This is a genomic window from Streptomyces sp. NPDC040589 (genome assembly GCF_055594445.1).
This window is the reverse complement of record NZ_JBVIWP010000002.1, coordinates 837,176-863,149: the sequence shown is the minus strand read 5'-3', so window position 1 is coordinate 863,149 and position 25,974 is coordinate 837,176. Positions and strand designations below refer to the sequence as shown.

The 25,974-nt window shown below is 71.1% G+C and carries 20 protein-coding genes; 17 read left to right on the top strand and 3 right to left on the bottom strand.

What is annotated here, in order from left to right:
- Positions 1-86: 86 nt before the first annotated feature.
- Positions 87-1,025, top strand: a complete 939-nt coding sequence (locus ACZ58V_RS10865) for a beta-ketoacyl-ACP synthase III (RefSeq protein ID WP_468184044.1) — start codon at positions 87-89, stop codon at positions 1,023-1,025.
- Between the two features lie 153 nt (positions 1,026-1,178).
- The gene (locus ACZ58V_RS10860; protein WP_468184046.1) at positions 1,179-1,856 is read left to right on the top strand and encodes a GntR family transcriptional regulator; all 678 of its coding nucleotides are present in this window, start codon (positions 1,179-1,181) and stop codon (positions 1,854-1,856) included.
- Positions 1,857-1,861: 5 nt separating this feature from the next.
- Here ACZ58V_RS10860 and ACZ58V_RS10855 read toward each other — a convergent pair whose 3' ends face one another.
- Positions 1,862-2,269 (bottom strand): PaaI family thioesterase, encoded by a 408-nt coding sequence (locus tag ACZ58V_RS10855; RefSeq protein ID WP_468184049.1) that lies wholly within the window; start codon positions 2,267-2,269, stop codon positions 1,862-1,864.
- Positions 2,270-2,522: 253 nt separating this feature from the next.
- On the opposite strand from ACZ58V_RS10855, the gene ACZ58V_RS10850 reads away from it, so the two are divergent.
- From ACZ58V_RS10850 to ACZ58V_RS10780, 15 genes are all read left to right on the top strand, one after another.
- Positions 2,523-3,704, top strand: coding sequence for an ROK family transcriptional regulator (locus tag ACZ58V_RS10850; RefSeq protein WP_184588398.1), 1,182 nt, complete (start codon positions 2,523-2,525; stop codon positions 3,702-3,704).
- 116 nt (positions 3,705-3,820) lie between these two features.
- On the top strand, positions 3,821-5,338 hold the full coding sequence (locus ACZ58V_RS10845) for a sugar ABC transporter ATP-binding protein (RefSeq protein WP_468184051.1): 1,518 nt from the start codon (positions 3,821-3,823) through the stop codon (positions 5,336-5,338).
- Positions 5,335-6,351 (top strand): ABC transporter permease, encoded by a 1,017-nt coding sequence (locus tag ACZ58V_RS10840; protein ID WP_468184054.1) that lies wholly within the window; start codon positions 5,335-5,337, stop codon positions 6,349-6,351. The genes ACZ58V_RS10845 and ACZ58V_RS10840 overlap by 4 nt, the downstream gene beginning before the upstream one ends.
- Before the next feature lie 17 nt (positions 6,352-6,368).
- Positions 6,369-7,415, top strand: coding sequence for a substrate-binding domain-containing protein (locus ACZ58V_RS10835; protein WP_468184057.1), 1,047 nt, complete (start codon positions 6,369-6,371; stop codon positions 7,413-7,415).
- Between the two features lie 61 nt (positions 7,416-7,476).
- A complete protein-coding gene (locus tag ACZ58V_RS10830) occupies positions 7,477-8,691 on the top strand; it encodes a Gfo/Idh/MocA family protein (RefSeq protein ID WP_468184059.1) in 1,215 nt (404 codons plus the stop codon).
- Positions 8,692-8,705: 14 nt separating this feature from the next.
- Positions 8,706-9,704 (top strand): sugar phosphate isomerase/epimerase family protein, encoded by a 999-nt coding sequence (locus ACZ58V_RS10825; RefSeq protein ID WP_471289563.1) that lies wholly within the window; start codon positions 8,706-8,708, stop codon positions 9,702-9,704.
- Between the two features lie 101 nt (positions 9,705-9,805).
- Positions 9,806-13,537 (top strand): ThuA domain-containing protein, encoded by a 3,732-nt coding sequence (locus tag ACZ58V_RS10820; RefSeq protein WP_471289561.1) that lies wholly within the window; start codon positions 9,806-9,808, stop codon positions 13,535-13,537.
- Positions 13,538-13,619: 82 nt separating this feature from the next.
- The gene (locus ACZ58V_RS10815) at positions 13,620-14,804 is read left to right on the top strand and encodes an inositol-3-phosphate synthase (protein ID WP_471289558.1); all 1,185 of its coding nucleotides are present in this window, start codon (positions 13,620-13,622) and stop codon (positions 14,802-14,804) included.
- A complete protein-coding gene (locus ACZ58V_RS10810; protein WP_471289556.1) occupies positions 14,801-15,874 on the top strand; it encodes an SCO3242 family prenyltransferase in 1,074 nt (357 codons plus the stop codon). Before ACZ58V_RS10815 ends, ACZ58V_RS10810 begins: the two co-directional genes overlap by 4 nt.
- Positions 15,871-16,851, top strand: coding sequence for a sugar phosphate isomerase/epimerase family protein (locus ACZ58V_RS10805; protein WP_471289554.1), 981 nt, complete (start codon positions 15,871-15,873; stop codon positions 16,849-16,851). The genes ACZ58V_RS10810 and ACZ58V_RS10805 overlap by 4 nt, the downstream gene beginning before the upstream one ends.
- The gene (locus tag ACZ58V_RS10800; protein ID WP_468184074.1) at positions 16,848-17,573 is read left to right on the top strand and encodes an EboA domain-containing protein; all 726 of its coding nucleotides are present in this window, start codon (positions 16,848-16,850) and stop codon (positions 17,571-17,573) included. The genes ACZ58V_RS10805 and ACZ58V_RS10800 overlap by 4 nt, the downstream gene beginning before the upstream one ends.
- On the top strand, positions 17,573-18,493 hold the full coding sequence (locus tag ACZ58V_RS10795) for a TatD family hydrolase (protein WP_468184077.1): 921 nt from the start codon (positions 17,573-17,575) through the stop codon (positions 18,491-18,493). The genes ACZ58V_RS10800 and ACZ58V_RS10795 overlap by 1 nt, the downstream gene beginning before the upstream one ends.
- 3 nt (positions 18,494-18,496) lie before the next feature.
- On the top strand, positions 18,497-19,666 hold the full coding sequence (eboE, locus tag ACZ58V_RS10790; protein WP_471289552.1) for a metabolite traffic protein EboE: 1,170 nt from the start codon (positions 18,497-18,499) through the stop codon (positions 19,664-19,666).
- Positions 19,663-21,081, top strand: coding sequence for a nucleotide pyrophosphatase/phosphodiesterase family protein (locus ACZ58V_RS10785; RefSeq protein ID WP_471289549.1), 1,419 nt, complete (start codon positions 19,663-19,665; stop codon positions 21,079-21,081). The genes eboE and ACZ58V_RS10785 overlap by 4 nt, the downstream gene beginning before the upstream one ends.
- 80 nt (positions 21,082-21,161) lie before the next feature.
- The gene (locus ACZ58V_RS10780) at positions 21,162-22,220 is read left to right on the top strand and encodes a sugar phosphate isomerase/epimerase family protein (RefSeq protein WP_468184084.1); all 1,059 of its coding nucleotides are present in this window, start codon (positions 21,162-21,164) and stop codon (positions 22,218-22,220) included.
- Positions 22,221-22,317: 97 nt separating this feature from the next.
- On the opposite strand, the gene ACZ58V_RS10775 is transcribed toward ACZ58V_RS10780, so the two are convergent.
- Positions 22,318-23,706, bottom strand: coding sequence for an OFA family MFS transporter (locus tag ACZ58V_RS10775; protein ID WP_468184086.1), 1,389 nt, complete (start codon positions 23,704-23,706; stop codon positions 22,318-22,320).
- Between the two features lie 120 nt (positions 23,707-23,826).
- Positions 23,827-25,971 (bottom strand): acetate--CoA ligase family protein, encoded by a 2,145-nt coding sequence (locus ACZ58V_RS10770; RefSeq protein ID WP_468184089.1) that lies wholly within the window; start codon positions 25,969-25,971, stop codon positions 23,827-23,829.
- Positions 25,972-25,974 lie beyond the last annotated feature (3 nt).

Below are 25,974 nucleotides of genomic sequence, written 5' to 3'. Positions count from 1 at the left end.
TGTTGCCTTGGCTGCCGTCGTACCCGTGAGTCACTGATCAGACTGGTGGGTCACGCTACCCAAGGCAACGAGGGGGACCCACCCACATGAACGGCTCGCGCATCGCCGCCGTCGGCCACTACCAGCCCGCCAAGGTGCTCACCAACGAGGACCTGGCGGGCCTGGTGGACACCAGTGACGAGTGGATCAGGAGCCGGGTGGGCATCCGCACCCGCCACATCGCCGGGCCCGACGAACCGGTCGACGAGCTGGCCGCCCACGCCGGCGCCAAGGCCCTCGCGGCGGCCGGCCTCGCCCCCGCCGACATCGACCTGGTGCTGGTCGCCACATCCACCGCCGTCGACCGCTCGCCCAACATGGCCGCCCGGGTCGCGGCCCGCCTCGGGATGCCGCAGCCGGCCACGATGGACCTCAACGTCGTGTGCGCCGGTTTCACCCACGCCCTGGCCACCGCCGACCACACCGTTCGCGCGGGGGGCGCGAGCCGTGCGCTGGTCATCGGGGCCGACAAGATGTCCGAGGTGACCGACTGGAGCGACCGCAGTACCTGCGTGCTCGTCGGGGACGGGGCCGGGGCCGCGGTGGTCGAGGCCGCCGAGGAGTCCGGCATCGGGCCGGTGCTGTGGGGTTCGGTGCCCGAGATGGGGCGCGCGGTGCGGATCGAGGGCACGCCCCCGCGTTTCGCCCAGGAAGGGCAGAGCGTCTACCGATGGGCGACCACGCAGCTGCCGCCCATCGCGCGCCGGGCGTGCGAGCGGGCCGGTCTTGAGCCGGCGGACCTCGCCGGGGTCGTCCTGCACCAGGCGAACCTGCGCATCATCGAACCCCTCGCCGAGAAGATCGGTGCCGTGAACGCCGTCGTCGCGCGCGATGTCACCGAGTCCGGCAACACCTCCGCCGCGAGCATCCCGCTCGCCTTCTCCAAGCTCGTCGAACAGGGCGCGGTCTCCACCGGCGACCCGGTCCTGCTGTTCGGCTTCGGCGGGAACCTGTCGTACGCGGGACAGGTCGTCCGCTGCCCCTGAGCCCTCAGGCGGCCGTGGTGTGACGCGGCCAACTGCCCGAAACCCTGGCCCTTGTGCGCCGTAGACTGTAGACGAAAGACAATCGATACTGACTCTGCGGCGACACCGGCTGCCGCCGCGCTGTGCACGGCCCTGCCGAGGAGGGGGACCGCGATGCTGTCGACAGGCCTGCCCCAGGGGGCGGTACCCAAGCTGGAACGCCCGGGTCCGCTGCGTGACCGTGTCTACGAGGCACTTCTCGAACTCATCACCACGCGTGCCCTCCAGCCCGGCCAGCACCTCGTCGAGAGCGAACTCGCCGGGCATCTGGGGGTCTCACGGCAGCCGGTGCGCGAGGCGCTGCAGCGGCTCAACACCGAGGGGTGGGTCGATCTGCGGCCCGCCCAGGGCGCGTTCGTGCACGAGCCGACGGAGGAGGAGGCCGACCAGCTCCTCACGGTCCGTACGCTCCTGGAGGCCGAGGCGGCCCGCCTCGCGGCGGCCAACGCGAACAGCGCGGGCCTCGCCGCCCTGGAAACCCTCTGCGCGGAGGGCGAGAAGGCCGTCGAGGCCGACGACGTGGACGGCGCCGTCGCCATGAACGCCCGCTTCCACGCCAAGATCATGGAGCTCGCCGGCAACGCCGTCCTCGCCGAACTCGCCGCCCAGGTCGACCGCCGCGTGCGCTGGTACTACACGCCGGTGGCCCGCCGGCGCGGCCACCAGTCCTGGATCGAGCACCGCGAACTGATCGCGGCGATCGCCGACCGGGACGAAGGGCGGGCCACCCAGCTGATGCGCGAACACACGGAGCACACGCGGCGGTCGTACCACGCGCGGGCGCGTTCGTAGGGCCCTCAGCCGGCTGCCAGCACCGCCTGGGTCTGCGTCGTCTGGCCCACCAGGGTGCCGTCCTCGTCGTGCAGGTCCGTCCGGACGGCGATGAACGAGCGTCCCACGTGAACGGGCCGTGCCTCGGCGCGGACGACGCCCGACCGCATGGCGCGGAAGAAGTTCGTCTTCGACTCGACCGTCGAGGTGCCCGCGCCCGGCGGCAGATTGAGGAAAGCGCAGACCGCGCCGGCCGTGTCGGCGAGCGCCATCAGGGCTCCCCCGTGCAGCGCTCCGCCCACCGTGCACAACTCCGGAGCCCAGGGAAGCACGGCCCTGACCCGGGCGGGGGTGGCCTCCTCGAGGGCGATGCCCAGCTTCCCGGCGAAGGGCACCGCCTTCACCAGTGCTTCGGGGGCAGGGGTGTCGCTCATGGGGACCTCCGGACGTCGACGACGCGTGCTGGTGCCAGCCTGACCTGGGCCGCGCTCACGGTCGATTACCTGCCACGTAAGACCCGCCCTTCGTGTCTTTGTCCTGTGAGTGGAAAAAGTAGAGGGCAATTCCTGCGCGACTTCTTCCCACCTCCGGCAGCCGCTGCTACGTTCCCTTCGAAAGCAAGCCACTGATGTGGCGGAAAACCGGCGCGCACAGGCCGATCGAGGCGGGGAGGGGCTCGTGAGACGTATGACCGCACGACCCGGAAACGCCCACCAGGCCCGACTGCTCACGCTGTTGCGCGACGGCGGACCCAACTCCCGTGCCCAGCTGGGCGACCAGGTCGACCTCTCGCGGTCCAAGCTCGCCGTGGAGGTGGACCGGCTGCTGGAGACGGGGCTGGTCGTGGCCGACGGACTCGCCGCCTCGCGCGGTGGCCGCCGCTCCCACAACATCCGGCTCAACCCCGGTCTGCGCTTCCTCGGCGTCGACATCGGCGCGACCTCGGTCGACGTCGCCGTCACCAACGCCGAACTGGAGACCCTCGGCCACATCAACCAGCCCATGGACGTACGCGAAGGTCCGGTCGCGGTCTTCGAGCAGGTCCTGGCCATGGCCGCGAAACTGAAGGCCTCCGGGCTCGCGGAGGGGTTCGACGGCGCCGGTATCGGCGTGCCGGGCCCGGTCCGTTTCCCCGAGGGCATCCCGGTGGCACCGCCGATCATGCCCGGCTGGGACGGCTTCCCCGTGCGGGAGGCGCTCAGCCAGGAACTCGGCTGCCCGGTCATGGTCGACAACGACGTGAACCTCATGGCGATGGGGGAGCAGCACGCGGGCGTCGCCCGCACCGTCGCCGACTTCCTCTGCGTCAAGATCGGCACCGGCATCGGCTGCGGCATCGTCGTCGGCGGTGAGGTCTACCGCGGTACGACGGGCAGCGCCGGCGACATCGGGCACATCCAGGCCGTGCCCGACGGCCGTCCCTGCGCCTGCGGCAACCGGGGCTGCCTGGAGGCCCACTTCAGCGGGGCGGCCCTCGCCCGCGACGCCACGGAGGCCGCCCAGCAGGGGCTTTCGGCCGAACTGGCATCGCGGCTGGAGACGAACGGCGGCCTCACCGCCGTCGACGTCGCCGCCGCGGCCGCCGCGGGCGACGCCACCGCACTCGACCTGATCCGCGAGGGCGGCAATCACACCGGCCAGGTCATCGCCGGCCTGGTCAGCTTCTTCAACCCGGGCCTTGTGGTGATCGGCGGCGGGGTGACCGGCCTCGGCCACACGCTGCTCGCTGCGATCCGCACCCAGGTCTACCGCCAGTCGCTGCCGCTGGCGACCGGCAATCTGCCCATCGTCCTGGGCGAGTTGGGACCCGCCGCCGGTGTCATCGGCGCGGCCCGGCTCATCAGCGATCACCTGTTCTCACCTGCGTAAGCACTCGTACGACAGGCTCACCCGCACGATCCGCTGCTCTGCCCTGCCCTGCCCTGATCACGCCTGTTCGAAAAGCGCCCTGAAACCGGCCCGCACGCCCGCCAAGGGGAATTCGCATGGCACCAGAACCACCGCTGCTCAGCATGTCCGGCATCACCAAGTCGTTCCCCGGAGTCCGGGCGCTCGACGGCGTCGACCTCGACGTCCAGGCCGGTGAGGTGCACTGTCTGCTCGGCCAGAACGGCGCCGGCAAGTCGACCCTCATCAAGGTCCTGGCCGGTGCCCACCAACCCGACACCGGCACCATCCGCTGGCGCGGCGAGGAGGTCACGCTCCGCTCGCCGATCGCCGCCATGCGCCTCGGCATCGCCACCATCTACCAGGAACTCGACCTGGTCGAGCATCTGTCGGTCGCCGAGAACGTCCACCTCGGTCATGAGCCGACCGCCGCCGGGTTCGTCGTACGCGGGAAGACGGCACGCGAGTCGACCGCTCGGCTCCTCAAGCGACTCGGGCATCCGGAGGTCGATCCGGCCCGCCTGGTCGGGGAGTTGTCGGCCGCGCAGCAGCAGATCGTGTCCATGGCGCGGGCGCTCTCCCACGACGTGCGGCTCATCGTGATGGACGAGCCCTCCGCCGCCCTCGACCCGGACGAGGTCGACAACCTCTTCCGCATCGTCGGCGATCTCACCGCCGCCGGAGTCGCCGTCGTCTACATCTCGCACCGTCTGGAGGAGATCCGGCGCATCGGCGACCGGGTCACCGTGCTGAAGGACGGGCGGGCCGTCGCGAACGGGCTTCCGGCGAAGTCGACACCGACCCGCGAGGTCGTCGCACTGATGACGGGCCGCAACGTCGAGTACGTCTTCCCCGACCGGCCCGTCTCCCCGCCGACCGGAGAATCGGTTCTCCGGATTCAAGGGCTGGCCCGCCAGGGGGAGTTCGAGCCCTTCGACCTGGAGGTGCGGCCCGGCGAGATCGTCGGCCTCGCCGGACTCGTCGGCTCGGGCCGCTCCGAGATCCTGGAGACCGTCTACGGGGCCCGCAAACCGACGTCCGGTCAGGTACTGGTCGACGGACGGCCCTTGAAGCCGGGCAGCGTACGGGCCGCCGTCCGGGCCGGACTCGGACTCGCCCCCGAGGAACGCAAGGCCCAGGCCCTGCTGATGCTGGAGTCCGTCACCCGCAATGTGTCGGTCTCCTCCATGTCCCGCTTCTCGCGCGGCGGATGGATCGACCGGGGTGCCGAACTCGGTGCCGCCCGGGCCGCGACGCGCGAGCTGTCGCTCAGGCCGGACAACCCCTCCGTTCCCGTGCGCACCCTGTCCGGCGGCAATCAGCAGAAGGCCGTCCTGGCCCGCTGGCTGCTGCGCGGCTGCCGGGTGCTGCTGCTCGACGAACCCACCCGCGGCGTCGACGTCGGCGCGCGCGCCGAACTGTACGCCGTGGTCCGCCGGCTGGCCGACGAAGGCCTCGCCGTGCTGCTGGTCTCCAGCGAGGTGCCCGAGGTACTCGGCCTCGCCGACCGCGTCCTGGTGCTGCGCGAGGGCCGTGTCGTCCACACGGCACCCGCGCGCGAACTCGACGAACACCGCGTACTCGACCTGGTCATGGAAGGAAGCCCGGCGTCATGACGCAGCCCGTCTCCCCGCCGCGGGACAGCACCGCCAAGGTGCCCCAGGCCCAGCCCCCGGCCTGGCGCGGCCTGCTGGCCCGCGCCGACGTCCGCACCCTCTCCCTGCTCGGCGTGCTCGCCGCGCTGATCCTCGTCGGCGGCATCACCAAGCCCGACGAGTTCCTCGACACCCGCAACCTGCAACTCGTCCTCACCCAGGCCTCCGTGGTCGGCGTCGTCACCGTCGGCATGACCTTCGTCATCGTCTCCGGCGGCATCGACCTGTCGGTCGGCGCGATCGTCGCCCTCGCCTCGGTGTGGGCGACCACGGTCGCCACCCAGGAGTACGGCTTCGCCGGAATCCTCTTCACGTCGATGATCGTCGGAGTCGGCTGCGGCCTGGTCAACGGGGTGCTCATCGCCTACGGCGCGATGGTGCCGTTCATCGCCACCCTCGCCATGCTGGCCTCCGCCCGCGGCCTCGCCCTGCAGATCACCGACGGCAAGACACAGATCGTCACCGTGCCCTCCGTCCTCGACCTGGGCGAACGCGACGCCTACATCCTCGGCATCCCGCCCCTGGTCCTGGTCTTCGCCGCCGTGACGGTCATCGGCTGGCTGGTGCTCAACCGCACCACCTTCGGCCGCCGCACCGTCGCCGTCGGCGGCAACCCGGAGGCCGCCCGGCTCGCCGGCATCGACGTACGCCGCCAGCGGCTCTACCTCTATCTGCTGTCCGGGCTGTGCTGCGGCATCGCCGCCTTCCTGCTGATCGTCCTGTCCGGCTCGGGCCAGAACACCAACGGCAACCTCTACGAACTCGACGCCATCGCCGCCGCGATCATCGGCGGCACGCTGCTCACCGGCGGCCGCGGCACCATCACCGGCTCCGTGCTCGGCGTCCTGATCTTCTTCACGATCACCAACATCTTCGCCCTGAACAACCTGCAGAGCGACGTCCAGCAGATCGCCAAGGGCGCGATCATCGTCGCCGCCGTGCTGGTCCAGCGCCGTACCGCGAGCACGACCTGAGGAAAGGGTTCACCGCCATGACAGAGATCACGAGCCGCAGAGGACTGCTCTTCGGGGCCGCCGCCGTCTCCGCCGGTGCCCTCCTCACCGGCTGCACGAGCAACGAGCCCTCCGACTCCAAGGACGAGCCGGCCGGCAACGACCAGCCCGCCGCCGACGACAAGCCGGGCAAGAAGGTCACCATCGGCTTCGCCGGACCGCAGGCCGACCACGGCTGGCTCAACGCCATCAACGACAACGCCAAGGAGCGCGCCGAGAAGTACTCGGACGTCACGCTGGAGATCACCGAGGGCTCCAACGACACCGCCCAGCAGATCGGCCAGATCGAGACCCTCATCAACAAGAAGGTCGACGTCCTGGTGGTGCTGCCCGCCGACGGCAAGGCCCTCACCCAGGTCGGGCTGAAGGCGATGCGCGCGGGCATCCCGGTCGTCAACCTCGACCGGATCTTCAACACCCCGCAGGCATACCGCTGCTGGATCGGCGGCGACAACTACGGCATGGGCCTCAACGCCGGGCACTACATCGGCGAGAAGCTCAAGGGGAAGTCGGGCGCCCGCGTCATCGAACTGGCGGGCCTGGACAACCTGGAGCTGACCAAGCAGCGCACCAAGGGCTTCGACGACGCCCTGAAGAACTACCCCAACATCAAGAAGGTCGCCCGCCAGGCCGCCGACTTCACCGTCGAGTCCGGCCAGGCCAAGATGGCCCAGCTGCTCCAGGCCCAGTCCAAGTTCGACGCGCTGTGGAACCACGACGACGACCAGGGTGTGGGCGCGCTGCGGGCCATCGAGCAGGCCGGGCGCGACGGCTTCCTGATGGTCGGCGGCGCGGGCGCGCTCTCCGCCTTCCAGGCCATCAAGCAGGACGACGGCGTGCTCAAGGCGACGGTTCTGTACCCGCCGACCATGGCCGCCTCCGCGATCGACCTCGCCCGCGCCCTCGGCCAGGGCAAGGGCGTCGGCGGCATGGCGGAGTTCGAGATCCCCGCGTCGATCACGCTCTACTCGGCCGTCGTCGACAAGACCAACGTCGACCAGTACATGCCCACCGGCTTCCAGTGACCGGTTCCGCCCCCGCACCCCCCACGTGCGCGACCCCGACCAGGACGAGGAGGACTCCCACATGGGACAGCCGCAGCAGCAGTCAGAAGGGACCGAGGAGGCAGGCAAGCCACCCCTGCGCGTGGGGATGGTGGGCTACGCCTTCATGGGCGCCGCCCACTCCCAGGGCTGGCGCACCGCGGGCCGCGTCTTCGACCTGCCGCTGAACCCGGTTCAGGCCGCGATCTGCGGCCGGGACCGGAACGCCGTGCGGGCGGCGGCCGACCGGCACGGCTGGGCGTCCACCGAGAGCGACTGGCGTGCCCTGGTCGAACGGGACGACATCGACCTCGTCGACATCTGCACCCCCGGCGACAGCCACGCCGAGATCGCCCTCGCCGCCCTGGCCGCCGGCAAGCACGTCCTGTGCGAGAAGCCCCTAGCCAACACCGTCGAGGAAGCCGCGTCGATGGAACGCGCGGCCGAAGAGGCGTACGCGCGCGGCCAGGTGGCGATGGTCGGCTTCAACTACCGTCGGGTGCCGGCCACCGCCCTGGCCCGCCGGATGGTCGACGAGGGCCGCCTGGGCAGGCTGCGGCACGTGCGCGTGACGTACCTCCAGGACTGGCTCGTCGACCCGGAGTTCCCGCTGACCTGGCGGCTGCGCAGGGAGCAGGCCGGCTCGGGCTCGCTCGGCGATCTGGGCGCGCACATCATCGACCTCGCGCAGTACCTGACGGGGGAGCGGCTGGCGGGCGTCTCCGCGCTGACGGAGACCTTCGTACGGGAGCGGCCGCTGCCCACCGGCGCCACGAGCGGCCTGGCCGCGGTCTCCTCGGCCGGCACCGGCCAGGTCACCGTGGACGACGCCGCCCTGTTCACCGCCCGCTTCCCCTCCGGCGCCCTGGCCTCCTTCGAGGCCACCCGCTACGCGACCGGCCGAAAGAACGCCCTGCGCATCGAGCTCAACGGCGAGCGCGGCTCGCTCGCCTTCGACCTTGAGCGGCTCAACGAGCTGTCGTTCCACGACGGCACCGAGCCGGGCGCGGAGGCCGGCTTCCGCCGGATCCTCGTCACCGAACCCGACCACCCCTACCTGGACGCCTGGTGGCCGCCGGGCCACGGCCTCGGCTACGAGCACACCTTCGTCCACCAGGCCCGCGACCTGGTCCACGCCGTCGCCGAGGGCCGCCGCCCCGAACCCTCCTTCGCCGACGGGCTGCAGGTGCAGCGCGTGCTCGCGGCGGTCGAGGAGAGCGCGGAGAAGAACTCCGTCTACACGCCGATCGCCCTCTGAGGAGGCTGACGCGGATGCCGCGTACGTTCACGCTGTTCACCGGCCAGTGGGCGGACCTGCCCCTGGAGGAGGTCTGCCGGCTCGCCCGCGACTTCGGCTACGACGGCCTCGAACTCGCCTGCTGGGGCGACCACTTCGAAGTCGACAAGGCGCTCTCCGACCCGGGGTATCTCGACGGTCGCCGGGCTCTGCTCGACAAGTACGGCCTCAAGTGCTGGGCCATCTCCAACCACCTCGTCGGCCAGGCCGTCTGTGACGCCATCATCGACGAACGCCACCAGGCCATCGTGCCGGGCGCGGTGTGGGGCGACGGAGACGCGGAAGGCGTACGGCAGCGGGCCGCGGAACGCATGAAGGACACCGCGCGCGCCGCGGCCGCCTTCGGTGTCGACACCGTCATCGGTTTCACCGGCTCCGCCATCTGGCATCTGGTCGCCATGTTCCCGCCCGCTCCCGACGCGATGATCGAACGCGGCTACCAGGACTTCGCCGACCGCTGGAACCCGATCCTGGACGTCTTCGACGCCGAGGGCGTGCGGTTCGCGCACGAGGTGCACCCCAGCGAGATCGCCTACGACTACTGGACGACGGTCCGCGCGCTGGAGGCGGTCGGCCGGCGCCCCGCCTTCGGCCTCAACTTCGACCCGTCGCACTTCGTGTGGCAGGACCTCGACCCGGTCGGCTTCCTCTGGGACTTCCGCGACCGGATCTACCACGTCGACTGCAAGGAGGCCCGCAAGCGCCTCGACGGACGCAACGGCCGGCTCGGCTCCCACCTGCCCTGGGGCGACCCGCGGCGCGGCTGGGACTTCGTCTCCGCCGGGCACGGCGACGTCCCGTGGGAGGACGTCTTCCGGATGCTGCGCTCCATCGACTACCAGGGCCCGGTCTCGGTCGAGTGGGAGGACGCCGGCATGGACCGGCTCCAGGGGGCGCCCGAGGCGCTGACCCGGCTGAAGGCCTTCGACTTCGACCCACCGAGCGCGTCCTTCGACGCGGCGTTCAACAGCTGAACCAGGACATCGAACCTCCGGGGTGACGGCGCACCCCGGCGCCCGCACCGCACGTCTACGCACCCACCCCGTACGGCCCACCCCGTTCCCGGAGGGACTTCGTGCACAGAACCAGCCTCAGAAGCACCCGCACCCCCAGGCATCCCGGGCGTCCCGGGCTTCGCGCCACCGTCGCCCTGTTCACCGGCCTGCTCCTGGCCGTGGGCACCCCGGCCACCGTCGCCGGCGCCCACCCCGGCCACCCGGAACACGACGATCCGGCGGCCGCCGAGGGCCAGTTCCAGCAGGTGCCGCTCGCCAAGGGCGAACCCGAGACGGGCGAGCCGATGTCGCTCGCCGTGCTCCCGGACCGCAGCGTGCTGCACACCTCGCGCGACGGCACGCTGCGCCTCACCGACCAGGGCGGCGTCACCAAGGTCGCCGGCAAGCTCGACGTCTACAGCCACGACGAGGAGGGCCTGCAGGGCGTCGGCATCGACCCGGACTTCAAGAACAACCGGGCGATCTACCTCTACTACGCCCCACCGCTCGACACCCCCGCGGGCGACGCCCCGGAGACCGGCACCGCCGAGGACTTCAAGAAGTTCGACGGCGTCAACCGCCTCTCCCGCTTCACCCTCAACGCCAACGGCACGCTGAACAAGGCCAGCGAGAAGAAGGTCATCGACGTCGCGGCCTCCCGCGGCATCTGCTGCCACGTCGGCGGCGACATCGACTTCGACGCGGCCGGCAACCTCTACCTGTCGACCGGCGACGACACCAACCCCTTCGCGTCCGACGGCTACACGCCCATCGACGACCGTGAGGGCCGCAACCCCGCCTTCGACGCCCGCCGCAGCTCCGCCAACACCAACGACCTGCGCGGCAAGATCCTGCGGATCAAGGTCGCCGAGGACGGCTCGTACACCGTCCCGGACGGCAACCTCTTCGCCCCGGGCACGGACAAGACCCGCCCCGAGATCTACGCGATGGGCTTCCGCAACCCGTTCCGGATGAGCGTCGACGACAAGACCGGCACCGTCTACGTCGGCGACTACGGCCCCGACGCGGGCGCCGCCGACCCCAAGCGGGGCCCGGGGGGACAGGTCGAGTTCGCCAAGGTCACCAAGGCCGCCAACTTCGGCTGGCCGTTCTGCACCGGCGACAACGACGCGTACGTCGACTACGACTTCGCCACCAAGGAGTCCGGCGAGCCGTTCGACTGCAACGCCCCGAAGAACACCTCGCCGTACAACACGGGCCTGACCGACCTGCCGCCCGCGCAGGCCGCCTGGATCCCGTACGACGGCGGATCCCTGCCCGAGTTCGGCAGCGGCTCCGAGTCCCCGATGGCCGGCCCGGTCTACCGCTACGACCCCGAGCTCGACTCCAAGGTGAAGTTCCCCGAGGCCTACGACGGTGACTTCTTCGCCGGTGAGTTCGGCCGCCGCTGGATCAAGCGGATCGAGGAGAACACCGACGGCTCCGTCGCGAAGATCAACGACTTCCCGTGGACCGGCACGCAGATCATGGACATGGAGTTCGGTCCGGACGGCGCGCTCTACGTCCTCGACTACGGCGTCTCCTGGTTCCAGGGCGACGAGAACTCCGCCCTGTACCGGATCGAGAACGCCGAGGACGGCTTCTCGCCGATCGCCGAGGTCAGCGCCGACAAGACGTCCGGAGCGGCCGGCCTGAAGGTCAAGTTCACCGGCTCGGCCAAGGACGCCGACTCCCCGGACCTCACCTACAGCTGGGACTTCGGCGACGGCACCAAGGGCGAGGGCCTCAACCCCACCCACAGGTACAAGAAGGTCGGCACCTACACCGCGACCTTCACCGCCAAGGACGCCGAGGGCAACACCGGCAACGCCAGCACCCGGATCGTGGTCGGCAACACCGAGCCCAAGGTGCGGATCGACATCCCGGCCAACGGCGCCCTGGCCGAGTTCGGCAAGCCCGTCCCCTTCAAGGTGACCGTCACCGACCCCGAGGAGACCGTCGACTGCTCCAAGGTCAAGGTCGCCTACAGCCTCGGCCATGACTCCCACGCCCACGAGCTGACCAGCGAGATGGGCTGCGAGGGCACCCTGAAGCCGCCCCCCGGTGACGGCGGCCACGACCCCAACGCCAACATCTACGGCGTCGTCGGCGCCAGTTACACCGACGGCGGGGCGAACGGCCAGGAGACGCTGACCGGCACCGCTCGCGCCGTGCTCCAGCCGCTGCACCGCCAGGGCGAGCACTTCACCACCCAGTCGGGCGTGACAGTGATCGAGAAGACCGGCGCCAACGGCGGCAAGACCGTGGGCAACATCGACGACGGCGACTGGATCTCCTTCAGCCCCTACCGGTTCGACGGGCAGAAGAAGATGACCGTGCGGGCCTCCTCCGGCGGCGCGGGCGGCTTCATCGAACTGCGCACCGGCTCGCCCGACGGACCGCTGCACGGCTCGGCGTACATCCCGCCGACCGGCGGCTGGGAGACCTTCCAGAACGTCGACGTACCGCTGCGGTCCCTGCCCAAGAAGACCACGGACATCTACCTGGTCTTCAAGGGCGGCGAGGGCGCGCTGTACGACGTGGACGACTTCGAGTTCTCCAAGGAGCCGTTCAAGGGCGGCAAGAAGGTCCTGGTCTTCTCCAAGACCGCCGGCTTCCGGCACGACTCCATCCCGGCAGGCATCGCCGCCCTGAAGGAGCTCGGCGGCCCGGCCGGCATCACGGTCGACGCGACCGAGGAGGCCCGTCAGTTCACCACGACCAACCTCGCCAAGTACGACGCGGTGGCCTTCCTGTCCACCACGGGTGATGTCCTCAACGCCGAGCAGCAGAAGGCCTTCGAGGACTACGTGGCGGGCGGCGGCGGTTACCTGGGCATCCACGCCGCGGCCGACACCGAGTACGACTGGCAGTTCTACGGCGGCCTCGTCGGCGCCTACTTCGACTCGCACCCGGCCATCCAGAAGGCCACCGTCCGCGTCGAGGACCACGACCACCCGTCCACCGGGCATCTGGACGACGCCTGGGAGCGCACGGACGAGTGGTACAACTACCGCACCAACCCGCGTGAGCAGGCCAAGGTCCTCGCCACCCTGGACGAGACCAGCTACCAGGGCGGGAACATGAAGGGCGACCACCCGATCGCCTGGTGCCAGAGCTACGGCGGCGGCCGGTCCTTCTACACCGGCGGCGGCCACACCAAGGAGTCCTACGCCGAGGAAGCCTTCCGCGCCCACCTGCTCGGCGGCCTGCAGTACGCCACCGGCCAGGTGAAGGCGGACTGCAAGCCCAGCAAGGACTACCGGAAGATCTTCAACGGCCAGACCCTGGACGGCTGGAAGCAGGCAGGCCCCGGCAAGTTCACCGTCAAGGACGGCGTGATGGAGTCCGAGGGCGGCATGGGCCTGCTCTGGTACCAGGCCAAGGAGCTGAAGTCGTACTCCCTCAAGCTCGACTGGAAGATGCGGGGCGACGACAACTCCGGGATCTTCGTGGGCTTCCCCGCCTCCGACGACCCCTGGTCCGCGGTGAACAAGGGCTACGAGATCCAGATCGACGCCACGGACGCGGCCGACCGCACCACGGGCTCCGTCTACTCGTTCAAGTCGGCGAACATCAAGGCCCGTGACCAGGTTCTGCGGCCGCCCGGCCAGTGGAACTCCTACGAGATCAAGGTCCAGGGCGAACGCCTCCAGGTGTTCCTCAACGGAGTCAAGATCAACGACTTCAGCAACAAGGACCCCCAGCGGAGCCTGACCGACGGCTACATCGGCCTCCAGAACCATGGCGCCGACGACCAGGTCTCCTTCCGCAACATCCAGTTGAAGGAACTGCCCGTCAAGGGCGACTGAACGGCGGCGGGCGGGGGACGCCGGACCCCCGCCCGCCGTCTCCCTTCCCCCCTCGGGTTCGCGCACGACCAGGAGGCTGCCCATGTCCGCGTCCCTCTCCCGACCGCGTGCGGGGGTGTGGCTGATCGGAGCCCGGGGCTCCGTCGCCACCACCGTCGTCACGGGGTGCGCCGCCATCACCGCGGGACTCCACCCGCCCACCGGCATGGTGACCGAGACCCCGGCGTTCACCGACAGCGGTCTGCCCGCGCTGTCCGACCTCGTCTTCGGCGGCCACGACACCCTCGACTGCCCCCTGCCCAAACGCGCCGAGACCCTGACCGCCGGCGGTGTCCTCCCGCCGGGCGTCGCCACCGCCGTCGCCGCCGACCTCGCCGCCGCCGACCGGGAGATCAAACCCGGTGGCCCCACCCCGGGGGACACCAGAAGCGAGGCCGAGCTGATCACGGCCTTCGCCGACGACATACGCGACTTCGCGCACCGCCACGAGCTGGAGCGAACCGTGGTGGTGAACGTCGCCTCCACCGAACCCGCGTCCCAGGGCCCCGACGCCCCGCTCCCCGCCAGCACCCTGTACGCGCTGGCCGCCCTGCGCGCGGGCTGCCCCTACGTCAACTTCACCCCCTCCGAGGGCATCCACCACCCCACCGCCGCCCGCGAGGCCGAGCGGAGCGGCCTGCCGTACGCCGGCCGGGACGGCAAGACCGGACAGACACTGCTGCGGGCCGTGCTGGGCCCGATGTTCGCGCAGCGGTCGCTGAGGGTCCGGGCCTGGTCCGGCACGAACCTGCTGGGCGGCGGCGACGGCGCCGCCCTCGCCGACCCGGCCGCCGCCGCGGCGAAGAACGCCGGCAAGGAACGCGTCCTCGCCGACACCCTCGGCACCGTCCCCGAGGGCGAGGTCCACATCGACGACGTCCCGGCCCTCGGCGACTGGAAGACCGCCTGGGACCACATCGCCTTCGACGGCTTCCTCGGCACCCGCATGATCCTCCAGACCATCTGGCAGGGCTGCGACTCGGCGCTCGCGGCACCCCTCGTACTGGACCTGGCCCGCCTCACGGCCCGCGCCCACGAGGCAGGGCTGTCCGGTCCGCTCGACGCCCTCGGCTTCTACTTCAAGGACCCCGTCGGGGACGGGCCGTCCGGTCTTGCCGAGCAGTACGAGGGACTGGTCCGGTTCGGGCGGAGCCTGGGGCAGGCCGGTGAAGAGGGCCAGGGCAGCAGGTCGGTGACACAGCCCGACGGGACGGGGGAGGCGCTGTGACGCCGCGCGAAAACTCTTGCGGATGCCTTGAGGGCGCGTCCACAGCCGCTCCTGGAGGCGGCGCCGGTGACACGACCCCCTGTGCATGCACCGGCCGGTCACAGCGCGGACGTGCCTGGGCCGAACTTCTCCGTCTGCCCGCCCTGTTCAGCGTCCCGGGCGACGCCCTGGCCGGCACGGCCGCCACCGGCGCGGCACCCAACGCCCGCACCCTGCTCGCCATCGGCTCCTCCCTCTGTCTCTACGAGGCCGGCATGGCCCTCAACGACTGGGCGGACCGCGACATCGACGCCGTCGAACGCCCGCACCGCCCCCTGCCCTCCGGCCGCATCCGCCCCTCCGCCGCCCTCACGGCGGCCTGTGCCCTCACCGGCGCCGGACTGGCCCTCGCCTCCGGCGCCGGCCGCCCCGCCCTGGCCGTCGCCGTGCCCCTCGCGGCGACCGTCTGGGCGTACGACCTCGGCCTGAAGCACACCCCCGCGGGCCCCGTGGCCATGGCCGCGGCTCGTGGACTCGACCTGCTCCTGGGAGCCGCCGCGACGACCGGCCGCACCCGACCGGCACTCCCCTCAGCGGCCCTCCTCGGCATCCACACGCTGGCCGTCACGACGGTCTCCCGTCAGGAAGCCCAGGGCGGTTCGCCTCTGGCCCCCTTGGCGGCGCTCGCGACGACCGCCCTGCTGACCCGTGTGGTGACGCATCGGCCTTCAGAGCACCGAGGGGTAACCGCTCGTGACCATCTCGGGCCAGGAGCGACTCGGCCTCCAGGACCTGTGCCCGGCCGGAAACCCGCGGCACACCTCAGTCCCGCGAGGCCGCCGGAGAGCGGCATGGCGGTCACCACCGCTCTCGCGGCCGCCTACGTCGCGGCCACCGCCCGCCCCTACTTCCACGCCACGCTCAACCCCTCACCTCCGCTCACCCAACGAGCCGTCGGCGCCGGCGTCCGCGCCACGATCCCCCTTCAGGCCGCCCTGACCGCCCGCTCCAAGGGCAAGGCCACGGCCCTCCTCATCGCGGCCCTGGCCCCGCTGGGAGCGAGGTTCGCGAAGAAGGTGAGTGTGACGTGACTCCGGAGAACTCTCCTCTCGATCCCCTCCAGCCCCTGCAGCCGCTCCGCTTCGGCTACGGCACCAACGGTCTGGCCGACCTCCGGCTCGACGACGCGCTCTCCCTCCTCGCCGATCTCGGCTACGACGGCGTCGGTCTGACGCTCGACCACATGCACCTCGACCCCCTCGCCCCCGACCTCGGCACCCGCACCCGACGGGTCGCGCGGCGGCTGGACGCGCTCGGCCTGGGCGTCACGGTGGAGACGGGCGCCCGCTATGTGCTCGACCCGCGCCGCAAACACGGTCCCTCCCTGCTGGACCCGGACCCCGGTGACCGGGCGCGCCGGGCCGACCTCCTCGTCCGTGCCGTGCGGGTCGCGGCCGACCTCGGCGCCCACGCGGTCCACTGCTTCAGCGGAGTCCTCCCGGACGGCACCGACACGGACACCGCGTGGAAGCGTCTCGCCGAGACCCTCACGCCCGTCCTGGACGCCGCCGCCTCCGCCGGCATCCCGCTCGCCGTCGAACCCGAACCGGGCCACCTCCTCGCCACCCTGGCCGACTTCCACCACCTCCGCCGCACGCTCGGCGGCCCCGAGCCTCTGGGCCTCACTCTCGACCTCGGCCACTGCCAGTGCCTCGAACCCCTCTCTCCCGCCGACTGCGTGCGCGCCGCCGCACCCTGGCTGCGGCACGTCCAGATCGAGGACATGCGGCGCGGTGTCCACGAGCACCTCCCCTTCGGAGACGGGGAGATCGACTTCCCGCCGGTCCTGGCGGCCCTCGCCGCCACCGGCTACCAGGGCCTGACCGTCGTCGAACTGCCCCGCCACTCCCACGCCGGCCCGCACTTCGCCGCGCACTCCCTCCCGTTCCTCCGCCACGCCGAGCGGACCGCGGCCACCACGTCGCCCCACCCCGCTCCGGCCCTCCAGCAGGCCGCGCCACCCCACGGCGCTCCCTCCGCCACCTCTGAAGGGAGCAGCACCCCATGACCCAGCCCGGCGCCACACCGGCGGCGAGAACCGACAGCACCACCCACACCGGCCAACCCGGTCCCGGTACCGCTCTCACCCCCTCGCCCGCCGATCTCCGCCGCCACCTCACCACCCACCTCGACCGAGCCGCCCGGTCCTGGCTCGAGCACGCCCTCGACGAGGCCGCCGCCCACCCCGGCATCCACGGGCCGATCTCCCCGTGGGAGCTGCGTCTCGCCGAGGCCGGTCGCCGCTGCGGTGCCGCGCACGCCGACGTCGCCCGGGTCCTCATCCTCCACGCGGCCCGCGCCGGCGCCGACGCCCTGACCCGGGTGTACTTCCAGGGCACCGCCGACGAGCGCCGCGCCGTCCTGCACGCCCTGCCCCACCTCGTGTCCGGCCCCGCCGCCCTCCCCCTGGTCGAGGACGCCTTGCGCACCAACGACACCCGGCTCCTCACCGCCGCCGTCGGCCCGTACGCCGCCCGGCACCTGGCCGCCCACGACTGGCGCCACGCCGTGCTGAAGTGCCTGTTCACCGGCGTCCCCGTCGAGCACGTGGCCGACCTGCCCCGGCGCGCCCACGGCGACGGCGAACTCGCCCGCATGCTGGGCGACTACGCCGCCGAGCGCACCGCCGCCGGCCGCACCGTCCCCGAGGACCTGTACCGCGTCCTGGACCTGACCGAGTCCGTGACCCCGGCCCCCGGCACGGACCACCCCCACGGCAAGGAGTCCTGATGCGCATCTTCGACCCCCACATCCACATGACCTCCCGGACCACCGACGACTACGAGGCCATGTACGCCGCCGGCGTCCGCGCCGTCGTCGAGCCCTCCTTCTGGCTCGGCCAGCCCCGCACCTCGCCCGCCTCCTTCCGCGACTACTTCGACTCGCTGCTCGGCTGGGAACCCTTCCGCGCCGCCCAGTACGGCATCGCCCACCACTGCACGATCGCCCTCAACCCCAAGGAGGCGAACGACCCGCGCTGCGCGCCCGTCCTCGACGAACTGCCCCGGTATCTCGTCAAGGACAACGTCGTGGCCGTCGGCGAGATCGGCTATGACTCGATGACCCCCGCCGAGGACACCGCCCTCGCCACACAGCTCCAGCTCGCCGCCGACCACGGCCTGCCCGCCCTGGTGCACACCCCGCACCGCGACAAGCTCGCCGGCCTGCGCCGCACCCTCGACGCCGTCCGGGAGTCCGCCCTGCCCCCGGAACGCGTCCTGGTCGACCACCTCAACGAGACCACCGTCAAGGAGGCCAAGGACAGCGGCTGCTGGCTGGGCTTCTCCGTCTATCCGGACACCAAGATGGACGAGGAACGGATGGTCGCGATCCTGCGCGCCTACGGCACCGAGCAGGTCCTGGTGAACTCCGCCGCCGACTGGGGAAGGAGCGACCCCCTCAAGACCCGCAAGGTCGGCGACCTGATGCTGGCCGAGGGCTTCGACGAGGACGACGTCGACCGGGTGCTGTGGCGCAACCCCGTCGCCTTCTACGGGCTCAGCGGCCGGCTGAACCTCGACGTCACCGGCACCGAGGCCACGCACGAGGGCAACTCCATCCTCCGCGGCGCCCCGAAGGATCCGCACGAGCCGGATCCGGGCCCGGGAGACGGCGACGAGCCGGCTCGCGTCCCCGTCGCGGAGGCGTGAACCATGCGCTTCCGCCACCCCGACGGGTCCACCGTCCACCTCGCCTACTGCACCAACGTCCACCCCGCCGAAACCCTCGACGGGGTCCTCGCCCAGCTCCGTGACCACTGCGAGCCCGTCCGCCGCCGGCTGGGCCGCGACCGGCTCGGGATCGGGCTGTGGCTCGCCAAGGACGCCGCACACGCCCTCGTCACCGACCCGTCCGCGCTGCGCGGCCTGCGCACCGAACTCGACCGGCGCGGCCTCGAAGTCGTCACTCTCAACGGCTTCCCCTATGAGGGCTTCGGCGCCGAGGAGGTCAAGTACCGCGTCTACAAGCCGGACTGGGCCGACCCGGAACGCCTCGACCACACCACCGCCCTGGCCCGCGTCCTCGCGGGGCTCCTCCCCGACGACGTGGCCGAGGGCACCATCTCCACCCTGCCCCTCGCCTGGCGCACCGCGTACGACGACGAGCGCGCGGAGACCGCCCGCACCGCCCTGCGCACCCTCGCCGAACGCCTCGACGTCATCGAGGAACTGACCGGCCGCTCCATCCGCGTCGGCCTGGAACCGGAACCCGGCTGCGTCGTCGAGACCACCCGCGACGCCATCGCCCCGCTCACCGAGATCGGCCACGACCGCATCGGCATCTGCGTCGACACCTGCCATCTCGCCACCTCCTTCGAAGATCCGGACACCGCCCTGGACGCCCTCACCGGGGCCCGTGTCCCCGTCGTCAAATCCCAGCTCTCCGCCGCCCTGCACGCCGAGCACCCCCATCTGCCCGAGGTCCGCGAGGCACTCGCCGCGTTCGCCGAACCCCGCTTCCTGCACCAGACCCGCACGGCCACCGCCGCCGGCCTGCGCGCCACCGACGACCTCGACGAGGCCCTCGCGGGCCACACCCTGCCGGACGGCGCACCCTGGCGCGCCCACTTCCACGTCCCCCTGCACGCGGCCCCCGCCGCGCCTCTCACCTCCACACTTCCGGTCCTGAAGTCCGCACTGACCCGGCTCGTCGGCGGCCCGGCCCCGCTCACCCGCCACCTGGAGGTCGAGACCTACACCTGGCAGGCCCTCCCGCCCGAGCTGCGCCCCCGGGGCCGCACCCAGCTAGCCGAGGGCATCGCCGCCGAACTCACCCTCGCCCGCGACCTGCTGACGGACCTCGGCCTGAAGGAGCTGCCATGAGCACCCACCCTTCCGCCCCGGGCACCCACCCGGCCCCGGCAGGCCCCACACCCCTCCTCGTCCTCGACGTCGTCGGCCTCACCCCCCGGCTCCTCGACCACATGCCCCGTCTCAAGGCGCTCGGACAGTCCGGCTCCCGCGCAGCGCTGGGCACCGTCCTGCCCGCCGTCACCTGCGCCGCCCAGTCCACGTTCCTCACCGGCACCATGCCCTCGGAGCACGGCATCGTCGGCAACGGCTGGTACTTCCGCGAACTCGGCGACGTTCTCCTGTGGCGCCAGCACAACGGGCTCGTCGCCGGCGACAAGCTCTGGGACGCCGCCCGCCGCGCCCACCCCGGCTACACCGTCGCGAACATCTGCTGGTGGTACGCCATGGGCGCCGACACCGACTTCACCGTCACTCCCCGTCCGGTGTACTACGCCGACGGCCGCAAGGAACCCGACTGCTACACCCGGCCGGCCGAGCTGCACGACGAACTCACGGAAAAGTTCGGCACGTTCCCCCTCTTCCACTTCTGGGGCCCCGGAGCCGACCTCTCCTCCAGCCGGTGGATCATCGACGCGACCCGCCACATCATCCGCACCCGGCACCCCGACCTGACGCTCTGCTACCTCCCTCACCTCGACTACGACCTGCAGCGCTTCGGCCCCGACGACCCGCGATCCCTGAAGGCGGCCGCCGACCTGGACGCCGCCCTGGCCCCGCTCCTGGACGACGCCCGCGCCGAGGGCCGCACGGTCGTCGCGCTGTCCGAGTACGGCATCACCCGTGTGAGCCGGCCCGTCGACATCAACCGTGCTCTGCGCCGCGCCGGCCTCTTGGAAGTGCACACGCAGGACGGCATGGAGTACCTCGACCCGATGGCGTCACGTGCCTTCGCGGTCGCCGACCACCAGATCGCCCATGTCTATGTGCGCAGCCCCGAGGACCTCGACGCCACCCGGGCCGCCCTCGACGGTCTGCCCGGCCTCGGCCAACTCCTCGACGACGAGGGCAAGAAGGCCCATCACCTCGACCATCCGCGCGCGGGCGAACTCGTCGCCGTGGCGGAACCCGACGCCTGGTTCACGTACTACTACTGGCTCGACGACGCCCACGCGCCCGACTTCGCGCGACTCGTCGAGATCCACCGCAAACCCGGCTACGACCCGGTCGAGCTCTTCATGGATCCCCTCGACCCCTACGTCAAGGTCAAGGCGGCCACCGCACTGGCGCGCAAGAGACTCGGCATGCGCTACCGCATGGCGGTCGTGCCCCTGGACCCCTCACCTATTCGCGGCAGCCACGGCCGCCTTCCGGCGAGCGACGACGACGGTCCGCTCCTCATCTGCTCCACCCCCCGTGCTGTCGGTGACCGCGTCGCGGCCACCGATGTGAAGTCACTGCTGCTCGAACTCGCCGGTCTCGGCTGAGGACAGAGCCTCAGTCCCGACTGGTCACAAGTGAAGCACTCACCACTGACAACGCCCCGCGATCACGAGGAGTTCCACGCATGAGCCGCTTCTCCCAGCCCGATCCCGAGCTCACCCACCGCCTCAGCAGACGCGGCATGCTCGGCGTGGCCGCCGGCGCCACCGCGGCCGCCCTGCTCGGTGCCGCCGCCCCCGCGACCGCCGCCGGCGGCAACGCGACGGCCGCCACCGGCACCGCGTCCGGCGCCAAGGGCCGCGGCCGCCCCGTGCTGCCGCCCGGCCGCCTCGGCATCCAGCTCTACAGCCTGCGCGACAAGGTCTCCACCCTCGGCTTCGGCCCCGTCTTCGCCGAACTGGAGAGATACGGCTACGACGAGGTCGAGTTCGCCGGCTACACGCAGGGCTCGGCGGGCCCGATCACGCTGGCCCAGCTCAAGCGGCTGGCACGGAACCACGGCCTGAACCCGATCGGCAGCCATGTCGGCTACTACTCCAACGACCCGGCCGCCTACACCTTCGCCCAGAACCTCACCAAGGTCCTCGACGACGCCCAGGCCCTCGGTCTCAAGCACATCGGCACGGCTGCGGGCCCGTTCCGCTACGGCTCCACCGTCGACGCCTGGAAGCGCGCCGCCGAGGACTTCAACACCTACGGCGCCGCGGCGAAGGCCCGGGGCATGAAGTTCTACCAGCACAACCACTCCGAGGAGTTCTCCTTCGCCACCGACAACCCCAAGGTCCGCCTCTACGACATCCTGCTCAAGGAGACCGACCCGGACCTCGTCTACCTGGAGATGGACATCTACTGGGCGTACGTCGGCCAGTTCCGCTTCTCCAAGCGGCCCGACGGAACACCCGCGCCGTTCGAGCCGCTGAACTACGTCCTCCGCAGGCCTGACCGCTACCCGCTGTTCCACGTGAAGGACGGCGAGAGCGACCCGTCGAACCCGTACGGCTACAACATGACCGACGTGGGCGACGGCGACATCGACTACCAGCGGTTCATCTCCGCCGTCACCCGGCTGCGCGGCCACCGCATGGCCCACCACTGGCAGGCCGAGCACGACAACCCGGCCGAGTCGTTCACGTTCGCGCGCCGCTCCAGCGCGCACCTGCACTCCCTGAGGGAGAAGTGCTGAGGGCCGTACCGGCATGAGGAGGCCCCTCCCGCGTCAGGGAGGGGCCTCCTCACAGGTGGGACGGTCAGCCCACGAGCCCTGTCCGGGCGCGTCACGGTCAGGCCGTGTCCTCGCCGAGCGGTTGTGGATTGGGAACGATGCGGCTCTCTTCCTTGTCGCGTCCCGGTGGGGAGAGGAACAGTGCCACGCAGCCGGCGAAGAGCGAGATCGATCCGGCCAGGATGAAGGCACCGGAGTGCCCCCAGGCGCCGACGACCACGGCACCCATGCCCGCTCCCAGACCGGAGACGAGCTTGGCGCTGTAGACCATGCCGTAGTTGGACGCGTTGTTGTTCTCGCCGAAGTAGTCCGCGGTGAGGGCCGCGAACATCGGGAAGATCGCGCCGCCGCCGAAGCCGGAGATCGCGGAGAAGATCAGGAACAGGGTCAGGTTCTTGCTGTCCGCCGACCAGAGGATGCCGAACTGGGCCAGGCCCAGGATGACGCACACGGCGAGCAGGCACCGCTTGCGGCCGTAGAGGTCGGAGAGCCAGCCGATGACGCCACGGCCGGTACCGTTGACGATCGCCTTGAGGGACATGGCCGTGGCCACGATCCCGCCCGCGAATCCGGCCTCCTCGCCGATGTCCACCTGGAACGCGATACCGAAGATGTTCACGCCGGACGTGCACGCCAGGCAGAACCACATCAGGGCCACCCGGCCGGTCTTCCACGCCTCCTTGGGGGTGTACTGGTGGACCGCCGGCGGGTTCATCCGCAGCGAGCGCGCCGCACGCGGGTCGGCGGGCGGGTTCAGCGGGTCGATCGCGGCGGGCCACCAGTTCTTCGGCGGGTCCCTGAAGAAGTAGCCGGAGAACGCGACGATTCCGGCCAGGAACACACCCACCGAGACCAGCACCCAGCGGAAGTTGGTCAGGTCCATGTAGCCGTTGAAGAGGAAGACGAAGGGCACCGAGCCGTAGGCGAAACCGCCGTTGACGAAGCCGGTCTTGCCGCCCTTGCGCTCCGGGTACCACTTGCCGACCATGTTGACGCAGGTGGCGTACACCATGCCCGCGCCCATGCCGCTGAACATGCTGAAGCCGATGTAGGCGAAGACGACGTGCGGCGCGAACGCCAGCGACAGATAGCCCAGCAGGGTGCCCGTCGCCCCACACATCATCGCCCAGCGGGCCGGCAGCTTCCCGCTCTCACGCAGTTTGCCCGCGGGGAAGGCCACCGCGGCCTGGAAGAAGACCCAGACGGTCATCATCCAGAAGATGTGCATGCTGTTCCAGCTGTGCGCCGTGTGCAGGGTGTCCTCGGCGGAGGCGAACGCGTACTCGGCGGAGGAGATGCCCATCATGCCGATCCACGGCAGGATCACCATCCACTTGCGCTTGCGCCCCATGATGTCGATGTCGGACTCGCCGACGCGATAGACGCGTCCGTTCTTGTCGGTCAGCTCGCGATAGGCGGCGACCCGTGGAACGTCGGTGGTTGTCACGTGGATTGCACCCCTTGCGTCGAAAGATCTGGCCAGCGCCCCCTGTCCCATGCCTTTCGTGCGCGTACGGGTCCCGGGGCCGGCCGACGCGCACCGTCGGCCGGCCCCCGCTCCCTCACCTCATGTACCGCCCCCCAGCACCCCCGCCTCCCGCGCCCAGCGGTACTTGGCGCCGAGCACGGCCACCGGCTTCTCGGTCGTGTACGGGTACGCCACGACCCCGCGCTCGAAGAGGTACTGGCAGGCCTCCTCGACCTCCACATCGCCCGCGAGCGACGCCACGACGGGCTTCTCGATGCCCCGCTCCCGGAACTCGGCCACCACGCGCGCGGTGAGCTCCGCGAAGACCATCGGAGGGGTGACGATGGTGTGCCAGTAGCCGAGGACGAGCGCGTGGATGCGCGGGTCCTCCATCCCCAGCCGGATCGTCGCCTCGTACGTCGACGGCGGCTCGCCCCCGGTGATGTCCACCGGGTTGCCGGCGGCCCCGAAGGGCGGGATGAACTTCCGGAACGCCTCGTCCAGGTCGGGCGGGATCTCCATCAGCGACAGGCCGTTGTCCGTCACCGCGTCCGAGAGGAGCACGCCGCTGCCGCCGGCCCCCGTGATGATGACGACGTTGTCGCCCTGGGGTGCGGGAAGCACCGGCAACGCGCGCGCGTACTCCAGCATCTCGTTCAGCCCAGGGGCCCGGATGACCCCGGCCTGCCGCAGGATGTCGTCGTAGACGGCGTCATCGCCCGCCAGGGCACCGGTGTGCGAACCGGCCGCCTTGGCGCCCGCCGCCGTACGCCCCGCCTTCAGCACGACCACCGGCTTCTTCGGTACGGTCGCCCGCGCGGCCTCCACGAAGGCGCGCCCGTCCTTGAGGTCCTCCAGGTGCATCGCGATGCACTCGGTGTGCGGGTCCTCCCCGAACCAGGTCAGCAGGTCGTCCTCGTCCAGGTCCGATTTGTTGCCGAGCCCCACGATCGCCGACACACCCGTCTTGGTCGTGCGGGCGAAACCCAGGATCGCCATCCCGATGCCGCCCGACTGCGAGGTCAGCGCGACCCCGCCCTTGACGTCGTACGGCGTGCAGAACGTGGCGCAGAGATCCTGCCAGGTGGAGTAGTAGCCGTAGATGTTCGGACCCAGCAGCCGTACGCCGTGCCGTTCGGCGATCTCCACGATCTCCGCCTGGAGTTCGTGCTCGCCGGTCTCGGCGAAGCCGGAGGGGATCAGCACGGCGTTCGGGATCTTCCTGCGTCCCACCTCCTCCAGGGCCGAGGCCACGAACTTGGCGGGGATCGCGAAGACCGCCACATCCACCTCACCGGGAACGTCCGTGACACTCTTGTACGCCTTGCGGCCCAGGATGTCATCGGCCTTGGGATTCACCGGGTGGATGTCCCCGGCGAAGCCCCCGTCGACGAGGTTGCGCATCACGGAGTTACCGATCTTGCCCTGCTCGTTGGAGGCGCCGATCACGGCGACCGAGCTCGGCTGCATCAGCCGGCGCATGGACGCGAGGATCTCGTCCCTGGAGTACCGACGGCGCGGCGGGGGCTGCGACTCGGCGAGGATCACCCGGATGTCGGCCGCGACCGCGCCCTCCGCCGTCGCGATCACCGGATTGAGGTCCACCTCGGCGATCTCCGGGAAGTCCGCTACGAGTTCGGACACCCGGCGGATCTGCTCGGCCACGGCCCACCGGTCCACACCCGCCTGGCCGCGCACCCCGCGCAGGATCTCCGCCGAGCGGATCGAGTCCAGCATCGACAGGGCCTCGTCGGCGTCCACCGGGGCGAGCCGGAAGGTGACGTCCTTCAGGACCTCGACGAGCACCCCGCCGAGCCCGAACGCGACCACCTTCCCGAACGTCGGGTCGGTGACCGCGCCGACGATGACCTCCTGCCCCTTCGGCAGCAGCTCCTGCACCTGCACACCGTCGATGCGGGCGTCCGCGTCGTAGGCGCGCGCGTTGTCGACGATGGTGTGGAACGCGGCCCGTACGTCCGCGGCTCCCTCGACGCCGACGACCACCCCGCCGGCGTCGGTCTTGTGCAGGATGTCCGGCGAGACGATCTTCATCACGACGGGCCCGCCGAAGCGCGCCGCGAACGCCACGGCCTCCTCGACGTCGGTAGCCAGCTCCTCGCCCGGTACGGCGATCCCGTACGCGTCGGCGATCACCTTGCCCTCGGGCGCGGTAAGCGCGGTCCGCCCCTCGGCCCGCACGGAGTCGAGGAGGCCGCGTACCCGCAGAAGGCGGTCTTCTGCCATCAC